Source organism: Curvibacter sp. Hmag1.1 (assembly GCF_059769165.1).
The window spans coordinates 3,079,505-3,093,452 of sequence record NZ_JBMBGX010000002.1; the positions used below are offsets into that span (position 1 = coordinate 3,079,505).

The 13,948-nt window shown below is 58.4% G+C and carries 3 protein-coding genes; all 3 read left to right on the forward strand.

Translation table 11 applies throughout. From position 1 onward, the window contains the following. Positions 1-10: 10 nt before the first annotated feature. The 3 genes from ACOAP0_RS15250 to ACOAP0_RS15260 all read left to right on the forward strand — a co-directional run bounded on the left by ACOAP0_RS15250 (position 11) and on the right by ACOAP0_RS15260 (position 13,930). A complete protein-coding gene (locus ACOAP0_RS15250; RefSeq protein WP_498377096.1) occupies positions 11-2,119 on the forward strand; it encodes an ATP-binding cassette domain-containing protein in 2,109 nt (702 codons plus the stop codon). Beyond that, positions 2,116-3,285, forward strand: coding sequence for a beta-barrel domain-containing protein (locus ACOAP0_RS15255; protein WP_498377097.1), 1,170 nt, complete (start codon positions 2,116-2,118; stop codon positions 3,283-3,285). The genes ACOAP0_RS15250 and ACOAP0_RS15255 overlap by 4 nt, the downstream gene beginning before the upstream one ends. A 496-nt stretch (positions 3,286-3,781) precedes the next feature. Further along, on the forward strand, positions 3,782-13,930 hold the full coding sequence (locus tag ACOAP0_RS15260; RefSeq protein WP_498391458.1) for a beta strand repeat-containing protein: 10,149 nt from the start codon (positions 3,782-3,784) through the stop codon (positions 13,928-13,930). The last annotated feature ends 18 nt before the right edge of the window (positions 13,931-13,948 follow it).

A 13,948-nucleotide genomic window follows, 5' to 3' on the forward strand; every position in this document is an offset into this window, starting at 1 on the left:
GAAGATAAACATGAATTCCATGAAGACACAGGGCATCCAGGCAGTTTTAATGCGAATGGGGCAAATTCGCAGGGAAAATTTGGATGTGCTTCAGTTGCAGGCGACTCTTCGCGAGGTAAATGAAGCGGTTGAAACACGCGAGTTTTTTGTGCAGCTAGCCAAAAGAATGAATTGGCCGAGCCCAAAATTCTCTGAGCAACCAGATTCAGGGCGTTTGCCGAACCTCATTGTTTCTGATTCAAAGGGCTATGGCCTTGTCACCGATAGAAATCCAAGTGGACAATGGGTTATCAATTGGTTTAATGTTGAAACCAAAAAATTTGAAGAAGTACTCCAAAGTCACATAGAAAATTCATTGTGTGTACGGATGAAACTCGCTGCACCGTATCGAGTCAGCAGTAGTCCAAGTTTCCAATTGATTTGGAATGAGGTATGGAGTCAAAAAGGTCCGCTTGTGGAGATTGCCGCGGGCACCTTGGCCATAAGTGTTTTTGCACTTGCAAATTCTTTCTATTCAATGCAAGTGTACGACCGGGTCGTGCCGACGCAAGCTTCTGGGACGCTATGGGTCTTGACCTTAGGTGTTATGGCAGCAATTTTGCTGGAGCTACTTGGTAAGTGGATTCGTTCATACCAAATTCATCAGCTTACAGACGCTGTTGACCAGAATCTGGCTAGAAGCGTTTATACCAAGTTTCTTAATATCAGGCTTGATCAGTTGCCGGCCAGTGTGGGTTCTACGTCTTCACGCCTTAGGAGTTATGAGGGTGCGAGAGGTTTTCTTGTCAGCCTGGCGACACAGGCCATGGTAGACATTCCTTTGGCAATTCTCACATTGTGTGTCTTGATGGCCATAGGTGGTTGGCTTTCCATAGTGCCAATTCTATTTTTTGTTGCGGGCCTGTCGTTAAGTTTTTTATTTCAAAAGCGACTTGAGCAGTTGGCGAAATTGGCAACGCCAGCTCAGCACCTGAAATCTGGACTTTTGGTTGAAAGCATAGAGGGAGCAGAAACCATCAAGTCTGGCCAGGGTGGTTGGAGAATGCTTTCCAAGTGGCTTGACATTACTGATGAGTCTCGATCATTCGAGCAAAAAATGAGGGAGATCACGGAGCATTCCCAATATATTTTGGCGATGTTTCAACAGGCGGCCTATGTGGGTCTCATTGCTGCTGGTGCACTTCAAGTCGGTAAGGCAGATTTTTCAATGGGTGGCCTTATTGCATGCTCCATTTTGAGTGGGCGCATTCTAGGTCCAGTAGGTATGGTCCCTCAGTTGGTTATGCAATGGGCCAATATCAAAGTGTCTCTTCAAGATTTGGATCGACTCTGGAAACTACCTAGTGATCATCCAGAGGGTATTCAGCCGCTTGCCATTGGGCAAATCCAAGGCGGTTATGAGTTGTCCAACGTGGAGATGCACTATGCCGGTACATTGGCATTGAAAGTTTCCAAGCTGCAAATTCAGCCTGGAGAAAAAATTGCATTACTGGGCGGCATCGGCTGCGGAAAGACATCGCTGCTTCGCCTTTTGTCAGGTATGTATAAACCGCAAAATGGGCGAGTGTTGTTGGACGGCATGGATATTGATCTGATATCCAAGGCCAATATCGCTGACAACATGGGTTATGTTGGGCAGGATGGGCGACTGTTTGCCGGGACACTGCGTGATAACTTGGTACTTGGCCTGACTGATCCAGGAGACGATGCGCTAATTGAGGCCGCCAAAAGAACCGGGTTGTTTGAAACGGTCGTTGCTCCGCACCCCAAAGGCCTTGAGCGGGAAATTTATGAAGGTGGGCAGGGGCTATCTGGCGGACAGCGCCAATTGGTTCATATTACAAGGGCGCTCTTGCGACGTCCTCTTGTTTGGCTTCTAGACGAACCGACCGCATCAATGGATTCGCCTGTGGAGCATCGTGTCCTGGCGACATTGGCTGCTGAGTTGCATGCGAGACCCACCAGTACTTTGATACTCGTGACCCATAAGCCTCAGTTGTTGGCTTTGGTTAATCGCATCATTATTTTATCGCAGCAACAAATTGTCATGGATGGACCAAGGGACGCAGTCTTGCAACAACTGCAAGCTAATTCAACCTCAACCCCGGCCCAAGCATGAAGTCCTCAAAAATCAAATCGAACTTTTTGTTCCCACGTCTAGGGGTAGGCAGTTTTTTGTTGATTGGTGTGGTGAGTTTTGTCGTTTGGGCAAATTACTTTCACATTGATCAACTGGTAAGAGCGCAAGGGCAAGTGATTGTCAAAGACAGGACACAAGTCATTCAGGTAGCTGACGGAGGAGTGCTCCGGGATTTAAGGGTCAGTGAGGGTGAAATTGTCCACAAAGGTCAAGTACTTGCGATGCTCGAAAGCGAAAGGGCGCATGCTGGAGCGGACGAGGTCGAGAACCGTTTGGCGGGTTTAAGTATCAGTAAAGCACGCGCTGATGCTGAAGCTTCTGACGCGTTGCCTGCATGGGGAAAGTATCAGAAAACGCATCCTCATCTGGTTGCTGTTCAGCGCGAACTGTACTTGCAGAATCGCGCGGCCGTCGCTAAGGAAGTTTCTGCATTGACTGAACATCACAAACTCGCTTTGGAAGAGTATCAAGTGAATGAACGGCTCTTTCAGTCAGGCGACATAAGTCGTGTGGAGCTCATGCGGGCGAAACGCATGACTATTGAGGCAGAGCAGAAAATTAACGCTATCTGGGATAAATACCGCACCGATGCCAGGCGGGAAATTGCAAAGATTCAAGAAGAAATCACCAGCCAGCAGAGCCGTTTACAGGAGCGACAAAGCGTGCTTGATCACACGACGTTGGAGTCGCCTGTAGATGGCATTGTGAAGTCATTGCGAATCAGTACTTTAGGCGGGGTTTTAAGGCAGGGCGATGAATTAATGCAAATTTCGCCGACTAACAGTCAGATTCTTGTAGAGGCAAAAGTAAGTCCAGCTGATATAGGACTTATTGAATTAGGTCAGCCTGTTATTTTGAAGTTTGACGCATTTGACTACAGCATTTATGGGTCTTGGAAAGGTGAACTTACCTACATCAGCCCAGATACCTTGACTGAGCAGGGCCCGGATGGACGCCCGAATACCTTTTACAGAGTCCAGGTGAATATTGCTGAACATGAAAACAAGGGCAGCAAAGTGGACTATGGACATATTAAACCGGGAATGACCGTTTCCCTGGATATTTTGTGTAGCCAACGCAGTGTACTTTTCTACATTGCCAAACCTATTGTTAAGGCTTTTAGTGGCGCCCTTGGGCAAAGATAAATCGGCCGTATTTTTTTTGAGGTAAATCATGACTAAATCTATTAAGTCCTCCAAATCAGTCTTGTTGAATCCCGGTGATGTTCTCTCTGCACTGGTAGTGAACCCAAATGTAAAACTTCAAAGCGGAAAACTAGCTGATGGAGTTTTGACGGACCCCATGGCAGCGCCTAAGGCAAAGGACCCAAAACCATTTGTCCGCCGAAAGATAGAGGAAGACAGCGCGGGGCAACTGGCTGTTGAACCCACTGACAGCGAATCACATGATGTCGCAAGTAGTCAGGGTGATGCACCGACAACAGTGCATGGAGTAGCCGATGCACAGGCAAGTGGCAGTCCGAGTTCTGAAGGAGGAGTGGATCTTGCTGGGATGTCGGAGGCAAGCACTTCAGCTGACTATCTATCGTCCTCAACAGCAAGTACTTATCAAGCTGCAGATTGGTTCCAATCGGTGGATAGAGATGCTGATGTACTTTTGGCGCAAGCTACAACTGGTGTCGTGAGTGACTCTGCGGTTGGCGTAGGCGCTACTGGTGCTTCAAGTACTGCGGAAGTGTTGGGCGCAGCTGCAGCCTCTTCTGTTTCTGCAAGCGCCGTGGTCGCAGCCGCAGCTTTTGCAGCCGTCGTCATCGGCAGTAGCAACAGCAACAGCATAACGCCTGCCCCATTCAGCAAGACGTACAGCATTGGCGTTACCTTTGGTCCGCAAACCGATGCTGGCGAGGGCACGATCGTCAGTTTGTACAAATCTACCGGCGAAAAACTTGGAGACGCTACTTACAACGCTACAACAAAGAAGTACGAATACACCGACACCACGGGCTACAGCGGTGTTCTGATCGTCAAGATGGTCGATACCGACCCCAACCCCGACTATATGGACGAAGCCACGGGCATTACCAAGAGTGCCGATGGCGTCTACCTTGCGGTCGTCAACGTGGCTGATGCGGCCAGCGGCAATCTCAACGTCAACCCCATGACCACGATGGCTGCACAAAAGCTGGGTGTGAGTGCCCAAGTAGAAACGGCGCCAAAGACGACAACGGTGCTGAAAACCGAAGACGTTGCTGCAACCAATAAAGCTGTGGCCAAGGCTTTGGGCGTAGTAGACGGCACCAACCAAGGTCTAGACATTGCCACCGCACCCGTGACAACAGTCATCACCACAACCGGAAGCGCAAACGCAAACGCAAATGCATATGGGAAAGCGCTGGCAGTGATCTCGCAAATGGAAAAAGTGGGCGTGCTCAGCACGACCGAAGTGATTGCCAAAATTACTGAGGCCATAGACACCACCGCTGGTTCACTCACCAACACAACCACCAGTACAGCGCAAACCACCACAGCCACCCAGACACTGCTGGTGCAAGCGCTCGTGGAGACTGCTGCCAAGGGTCAGATCAACACGACCGAAGTAGCCAGCCTAGTTCAATCGTCCACCGGCACCACGATGGCCACAGTCACTGACAACGCAACTGAGGTGACCGGATTCACGGCCTTGCAGGTGGCCGCCTTGACCGCGGCCGATGTGGCCAAGCTCTCTGCGACTCAGGTCTTGGCCCTGGGCGACAAGCTGGCCCAGTTGTCGGACAGTGCACTGGTCAGTTTGAACGCCACCCAGCTGGCTCAAATCAGTGGTGCACAAGTCACTGCCTTGGGCACCAAGGTGTTCAGCTTGTCGAAAGACGCAGTCGTCACAGCCAACATCACAGCCATCAACAACGCGCTGACCGCTGCAATGCCCGACAAAGCCGCAGGCATTGCCGCCTTGGGCAGCAAACTGGGCAACTTGTCGGATGCCACTTTGGCTGCTCTGTCCAACGACCAAGTCGCTGGCATCACCGCCACCCAGCTTGGCGCACTGACAGGTGCACAGGTCAACGCCTTGGGGACCAAACTGGCCCAACTGTCTGACACCGCAGTCGCCAACCTGAGCACAACCCAGCTGGGCGCCATCACCACGCTGGGCAACCTGGGCAGTAAGGTTTTCAGCCTGTCGACCACAGCCATCAGCGCAGTCGCCGACAAAACGGCCATCACCACCGCCCAAACCACCGAACTGGCCAAACTCACCACAGCGGGCAGCGTCACCGCCCTGGGCAGCAAAATCGCCACCCTGACCGATGGCGCCTTGTTCACGCTGAACGCCACCCAAGCAGGTGGCCTCAGCCCCCTGCAAATCCAGGCGCTGAGCAGCAACCAACTCGCGCAACTGAGTACCACCGCCTTTGCGGCCCTCAGCCCCACCGCCATCGCCAGCCTGAGCGCCAGCCAACTGGGAGCACTCACAGGCCCACAACTAGGCGTACTGACCGCAGACCAGATGACAGCGCTCAGCGTCACCCAGGTGCAAAGCCTGAGCAGCACCGCATTGGCCAATTTGTCCAATGATGCAGCGGGTGCCCTCAGCGGCAACCAACTGGCAGGCATGAACAACGCCCAGCTCACAGGTCTGGGCACCAAAATCACCGCTGTGCCTTTCGCCTCCTACGTCAGCTTGAGTCAGGCTCAACTGGACCTGCTCGCATCGGCACTGGGGTCAAGCACAGTCACGGCCATCAAAAATGACCAAGCCGCTGCTGGCCTGGTCACATCCGGCACCAATGTCAGCGCGACTGACCTTGGCGGCTACAGTGCCGCCATCACCTCGGCCCTCAGCCCCACGGTGATCGGTCAACTCAGCACCACCGCTATCGCCAGCCTCAAGACCGAAGGCCTCACCAGCGCTCAGGCCGCCGTGCTCAGCACCGCCCAAATCGGCGCTCTCAGCACCAACCAAATTACCGCCTTCAGCCCCAGCGCCTTGGCCAGCCTGAGCACCAATGCCGTGGCCAGTCTCGCCACCAACCAGATCGGCGCCCTCACGGCCGCCCAGGTGGCGCAGCTGACTGCCGCCCAAATTCAGGCTCTCGGGACCAAGGTGGCCAGCCTGTCTGTCGACGCCATCGCCAGCCTGAGCAATGCCGCCATCGCTGGCCTGGAAGCCGCCCAACTGACCGCCATCACCGGACCACAAGCGGCCAAACTCACCGCCAGCCAAATGGCCGCCCTGTCAGCCACCCAAGTGGCGCAGCTCGGCACAGCCGCTGTGGCCCAACTGAGCGCCAGCGCCTTGGCGCAACTGAGCGCTACCCAAGTCAGAGCCCTGACCGGTGACCAGGCCGCCGTGCTGACCACCACCCAAATCGACGCCCTCAGCCCCGCGCAAGTGGCCAGCCTGAGTCCCACCGCTGTGGCCAAGCTCAGCACCGGTGTGAACAGCGCCCTGCAAAGTCTCGATGACAGCCAACTCGCCGCCCTGACCGCCAGCCAAGCCGCAGCGCTCACCGGCACGCAGGTGGCAGATTTGGGTGCCAAATTGCTCAAATTGAGCAACACCGCGCTGAGCCAGATCAGTGCGAGCAACACTGACGCCATGACCGCCTTGAGCGGCCAGATCACATCGCTCACGGCGTCCCAAGTCAAAGCCTTGTCGCCCGCACAAGTGGCCAACCTGACCCTGACAGGTTTGAGTGCCACTGATCTGGGCAACTTCAACACCAACCTCACCAGCACCCAAGCCAAGGCCCTCACGGCAGGGCAACTGGCCACCCTCAGTGTTGTGACACTGGCCACCAGCCTCACCGACAACGTTGAACCCGTTGGCACTGTCGCCAGCCCAGCCACCGTCAGCGCAGGCGGCACCACCAACGACACCACCCCCACTTTCAGTGGCACAGTGACCCGCTTGCCAGCGGGCGCGGTCGTGGCCATCTACGACACCGTCAGTGGTGGAACCGCCCAGAAAATCGGCGAAGCCACCGTGAGCGGCACCGGCTGGACATTCACGCCCAGCTCCCCCATGACCGCCCAAGGTGGCCACAGCATCACCGCCCGTGTTGAAGTTACAGGCGGCAGCAGCAGCACCCCGACTGCAGCTTTGGCGTTCACGCTCGACACTGTTGACGATGCAGGCACCGTGAGCGTGACCAACACGACAGACGGCACCCGCGGCACGACCAGCTTGCAACAAGGCGACGTGCTCACTGCGGGCACCCCGGTGGACGCTGACGGTGGCGTGACGGGCGTGACGTACCAATGGAAGGCCGGTGGCGTCAACGTGGCGGCCAACGGCACGGGCAGCACCTACACGCTGACCCAGGCGGATGTGGGCAAAGCCATCACGGTGGTGGCGACCTACACGGACGCCTTGGGCCCGAACAAGACAGCGACCTCGACCCCGACGGGCAACGTGGTGAACGTGGACGATGCAGGCACCGTGAGCGTGACCAACACGACAGACGGCACCCGCGGCACGACCAGCTTGCAACAAGGCGACGTGCTCACTGCGGGCACCCCGGTGGACGCTGACGGTGGCGTGACGGGCGTGACGTACCAATGGAAGGCCGGTGGCGTCAACGTGGCGGCCAACGGCACGGGCAGCACCTACACGCTGACCCAGGCGGATGTGGGCAAAGCCATCACGGTGGTGGCGACCTACACGGACGCCTTGGGCCCGAACAAGACAGCGACCTCGACCCCGACGGGCAACGTGGTGAACGTGGACGATGCAGGCACCGTGAGCGTGACCAACACGACAGACGGCACCCGCGGCACGACCAGCTTGCAACAAGGCGACGTGCTCACTGCGGGCACCCCGGTGGACGCTGACGGTGGCGTGACGGGCGTGACGTACCAATGGAAGGCCGGTGGCGTCAACGTGGCGGCCAACGGCACGGGCAGCACCTACACGCTGACCCAGGCGGATGTGGGCAAAGCCATCACGGTGGTGGCGACCTACACGGACGCCTTGGGCCCGAACAAGACAGCGACCTCGACCCCGACGGGCAACGTGGTGAACGTGGACGATGCAGGCACCGTGAGCGTGACCAACACGACAGACGGCACCCGCGGCACGACCAGCTTGCAACAAGGCGACGTGCTCACTGCGGGCACCCCGGTGGACGCTGACGGTGGCGTGACGGGCGTGACGTACCAATGGAAGGCCGGTGGCGTCAACGTGGCGGCCAACGGCACGGGCAGCACCTACACGCTGACCCAGGCGGATGTGGGCAAAGCCATCACGGTGGTGGCGACCTACACGGACGCCTTGGGCCCGAACAAGACAGCGACCTCGACCCCGACGGGCAACGTGGTGAACGTGGACGATGCAGGCACCGTGAGCGTGACCAACACGACAGACGGCACCCGCGGCACGACCAGCTTGCAACAAGGCGACGTGCTCACTGCGGGCACCCCGGTGGACGCTGACGGTGGCGTGACGGGCGTGACGTACCAATGGAAGGCCGGTGGCGTCAACGTGGCGGCCAACGGCACGGGCAGCACCTACACGCTGACCCAGGCGGATGTGGGCAAAGCCATCACGGTGGTGGCGACCTACACGGACGCCTTGGGCCCGAACAAGACAGCGACCTCGACCCCGACGGGCAACGTGGTGAACGTGGACGATGCAGGCACCGTGAGCGTGACCAACACGACAGACGGCACCCGCGGCACGACCAGCTTGCAACAAGGCGACGTGCTCACTGCGGGCACCCCGGTGGACGCTGACGGTGGCGTGACGGGCGTGACGTACCAATGGAAGGCCGGTGGCGTCAACGTGGCGGCCAACGGCACGGGCAGCACCTACACGCTGACCCAGGCGGATGTGGGCAAAGCCATCACGGTGGTGGCGACCTACACGGACGCCTTGGGCCCGAACAAGACAGCGACCTCGACCCCGACGGGCAACGTGGTGAACGTGGACGATGCAGGCACCGTGAGCGTGACCAACACGACAGACGGCACCCGCGGCACGACCAGCTTGCAACAAGGCGACGTGCTCACTGCGGGCACCCCGGTGGACGCTGACGGTGGCGTGACGGGCGTGACGTACCAATGGAAGGCCGGTGGCGTCAACGTGGCGGCCAACGGCACGGGCAGCACCTACACGCTGACCCAGGCGGATGTGGGCAAAGCCATCACGGTGGTGGCGACCTACACGGACGCCTTGGGCCCGAACAAGACAGCGACCTCGACCCCGACGGGCAACGTGGTGAACGTGGACGATGCAGGCACCGTGAGCGTGACCAACACGACAGACGGCACCCGCGGCACGACCAGCTTGCAACAAGGCGACGTGCTCACTGCGGGCACCCCGGTGGACGCTGACGGTGGCGTGACGGGCGTGACGTACCAATGGAAGGCCGGTGGCGTCAACGTGGCGGCCAACGGCACGGGCAGCACCTACACGCTGACCCAGGCGGATGTGGGCAAAGCCATCACGGTGGTGGCGACCTACACGGACGCCTTGGGCCCGAACAAGACAGCGACCTCGACCCCGACGGGCAACGTGGTGAACGTGGACGATGCGCCTACGGCAATCAACCTCAACCAAGCTGAGACCTACACCAAAAATACGCCTCTTAACCTGACAGACATTGTGGTCACGGACGTGGACAGCGCGACGGTCACCGTCACCTTGACCTTGTCGAATGTGGCTGCGGGCGGCTTGAACACCGGGACATCGGGGACAGTGACATCGACCTACAACGCAGGAAGCGGTGTGTGGACGGCAAGTGGGGCCATAGCGGATGTGAACACCTTGTTGGCAGCGCTGACCTTCACGCCAGCGACCGACTATGTCGGCTCATTCAACATCACCACCAACGTCAACGATGGCACCAACACGCTCAATGGCAGCAAGGCCTTTACGGGCATTGCTACCAACACCGTGCCTACGCTGACAACCGTCAGCACATTGACCGGCTTTGTGGCGGGTGACGCCAAAGAAATCAGCTACGCCGATTTGGCGGCGGCTGCCAATGAAGCCGATGCAGAAAACGCAGCGATCTCTTTCCGCATCGAAGCGCTCAGCACGGGCACCTTGGAAAAGTGGAATGGCAGCACTTGGGCCACTGCAACACCCGGCACCACCACACTGTCTTCTGGCGAGAAACTTCGCTGGACCAGTGCTGCAGGGACTTCCGGAGACTCGGTGAATGCATTCACGGTCAAGGCCTTTGATGGCTCCCTCTACAGCACCAGCGCTGTTCAGGTCACCGCCAAAGTGGACGGGTATATCTTCCTGGGTGGTTCTGGCAACCGCTTGGTCGACGACGGATGGTCAACAGGCAGCATTTTGCAAAGCGCCGATCTGGGCTTGAGCGCTGCCCAACTGACAGCGCTTTCGGGGGGCAGCGTCAAGTTCACCAGCTTGACCAACTTGAAGCTCTACAGTCTGGCCACCGCTGGCAATGCAGCCAGCACACAAACTGAAATCACGGCATTCAGCACCACCAATCTGACTTATGCCGACATTGTTTCGGGCAAGTACCTGATCAAGTACAGCCAGAGTGACGAAGCGACAGCAGGTCGCAACGCCCTGGCCGCTTTGACGGTCACGCCATCCAGCGGTGGTGCATACGACAAAACCCTGGAGTTCGTGATCAGCACCGCCACGGGCGTGGCGGCTTGGGGTGATGAGAGTGGTTTTGGTGGTGGCGTCGGTAGCCTCAGCGGTGGTGCTGGTGGCGCTGGTGCCGATACGCTGCTGGGCACCACGCAGTCAGACATCATGTTCGGTGACGGCTCCGGCGGTGGCAGCAGCGATCACACCATTGCTAGCCGCAACGCCTCTGTGGGCGGTGCTGGCGGCGGCGGTGCCGACAACCTGTTTGCCGGCGCTGGCGATGACATCCTGTTTGGCGATGGCTTCACAGGTGGCACGGAGGGCCAATGGGGCCTCAACGGCGGTGCCGGTGGCTACGGCGGCGGCGGCGGCGGCTCTGCGGGCATGTACGGTGCCGCCAGAGGCGTCAGTGGCGCTGGTGGCGTGGGCGCGGGCAGCAGCGGTGCATCGGCAACGGTCACCGCAGGTGGGTCCACCACACTGGGATTCACCACGGCCGGTCTGACCGGCGGCGGCTCAGGCAACGCCACCCAATCGGGTGTCGGTGCCGGTGTCTCCGCCGATGGCAACAGCACGGCGACCAGCACCTACGTGGCCGAGCTCGACAGCGGTGCCATCAGCGCGGCAGGGCAGTTCAACAACACCGGCACGGTGTCGGCGGCGGTGGCTGCGGCCCGTGCAGCGTTCCTGGACGGTCCTGGCGGCAGCAACGCCGAAGACCGTTTGTTCACCCAGACCATGGGCACGGGCAATGACGTCATCCAGGGTGGCTCGGGTGCCGACTACATCATGGCGGGCAATGGCAACGACGTGATCACGGGCGGCCAGGGCAACGACATCATGTACGGCCGTGGCGGCGGTGCCTTGTCGGGCACCGACAACGACACCTATGTCTGGCAGCGCGGCGATGCGGGCAGTGCAGGCTCGTTTGACATCGTCCGTGACTTCACCGAGTGGAACAGCACGACGGGCGACAAGCTCGACCTCACCCAACTGCTGGAGGGCTACACCCCGGGCACCAGCACCTTGTCCAACTGGGTCACCGTCCAGACGGGGGTGACAGGGGCCTCCTTGGTGGGCAACGGCGTGATTTCCGGCAGCTGGGATGCTGGCCAGACCGGCACGCTGATCACCATCGACGTGGACGGCACAGGTGGGTCGGGCACGGCCACGCAACGCATCTTCTTGGCGGGCACCACCCTGAGCAGCACAAGTGCGCAAGCATTGGCCGGTGCTGGCGTCCTGGTGGTTTCAGTGCCCACGGTCCAAAGCTTCACGGTCACCGACAGCACCGCAGGCAACGGCACCCAACTGGGCAAATCGGGCGAAGCACTGACCTTTGTGGTGACCCTGTCCGAACCAGTGACCAGCACTGCCGGCTTGACGGCGGTCTTCACTGTCAACGGGCAAGACGTGTCTGCCACCGCATCGGCTGTGACCAACAGCAGCACCATCACCTTCACCGGTGGCAGCGTGCCCTCGACGGGCGACGGCACTGCCATCAGCTTGAAGAGCCTGGTGGCAAGCAGTGGTGTCATCACCGGCAACCTCAGCAACCAGCCTATGCAAGCGGTCTCGGCCGGCACCATCACGCACGCTGACTACAGGGTGGACAACACCGCGCCTACGCTGGCCACCACCAGCTACGACGTGAATGAAAGCACCACACTGCCCGCTGCTAATGTGAGCGTGGCCACACTCGCCGGGTCGGATGCAACCAGCATGACCTACACACTGGGCTCCACGGGGGTGGACAACACCCTGTTCACTCTGGTGAATGGTGTGCTCAAACTCAAGGATGGCAAGAGCTTCGAGGACACGGGCACGCACAGCAACACCTACAACCTCACGGTGGACATCACCGATGCTGCAGGTAACTTGCTCGATGAGAAGGCCATCACCGTCAACCTCAAGGACGTGAACGAAGCGCCCGTCGTCACCGGCACGGCCATTGCTGACGTGCAGGCCAGCGCTGGTACGGCGTACACCATCGGCAACCCGCTGTTCCTGAACGGCACCAGCAGCCACATCAGCAGCTACTTCACCGACCCAGACACGACCGGCGCCTTCAATACACTGACCTACACGCTGGGCAGCGGTGCGCCGAGTTGGTTGCAGATAGACGGTTCTACGGGCAAGCTGTACGGCACAGCGCCTGCTACACCCGTGCAAGACTTGCCAGTCACAGTGAACGCTTTTGACGGACTCAACACCGTCAGCAAAACGTTCAACATCGATGTGGCGGCACAGCAGGCAGCAGGTCCCGCACTGATGAGCACACAAGCGCTGGACAACGTCAGCAATCTGGACGTTCGCTCGGCCCTGGTGATTGCGTTTGACCAGAACATTGCGTTGGGCAACGGGCAGATCAGGATCTCTGACGACATGGGTACTACTGGCTGGCTATTGACCAATACCACCTCAGGTGAAACCAAGCAGGACAACAAGGACAACGACGTGGTCATTACTTTGACCAATGGGCAAGTCACGGACCTGACGGTTGGCGGTATCCCCTACACCCAACTGGGTACTGTTGGTCTGAGCGCACAGAGGCTGGCCGATTCAGTGAAGGTGAGCGGTGACAAACTCATCATCAATATTGGCGGCACCGATAAAACGACCTTTGGTACTGCTAACACAGACTGGAACTTCGACTGGGATTTTGGTGCCAACTACCATGTTGAATTTGATGCGGGCGTCGTCGCGAATCAAACCAACGCTAGCCAGACCAACGCTGCTTTGACCAGTAACACCACGCTCAACTTCACCACGGTCACCCCGGCTGGAAACGCTGTGGGTGCAAGCTCTCAGATCATGCAGGCCGATGGCTCGTTAGCTTCAGGCTTTATCTGGCACCACGGACATATTGGTGATGCAACCGGAGCTGGTGAAATAGCGATGAATTTCAGCGTTGGCTCGCACGCGCTGGTTCAACTTGTCGATGGCGGCAACACCAAGACGACAACGACGACTGGTCGTGTGTTGCTCTCGGGTTTCAGCGCTGACGACGTCCTCTACATGGACAACTGGGGGCAGATGTCGATGCTCACCACATCGGGCGTCCAGACGGCTGTCTATACCGGCTCAGGAAATAGCTTGAAACGATCACTGGCCAATAGCGACGGTGGTACGAGTGTCGATGTGGTGTTTGCCGACTATGCAAGCACGGGCTATACAGCGGTGACCAGTCTGAATGGTGGCGACAACGCGCTGGAAGCCGCCACACGTTACAACGCCAATGTCGTGATCTTCGGATAACAAATCCTCCCTTTCGAA

Bases quoted from the DNA above. Each gene is read 5' to 3' on its own strand.
- ACOAP0_RS15255 (WP_498377097.1), top strand. From the start codon at position 2,116: ATGAAGTCCTCAAAAATCAAATCGAACTTTTTGTTCCCACGTCTAGGG.
- ACOAP0_RS15250 (WP_498377096.1), top strand. From the start codon at position 11: ATGAATTCCATGAAGACACAGGGCATCCAGGCAGTTTTAATGCGAATG.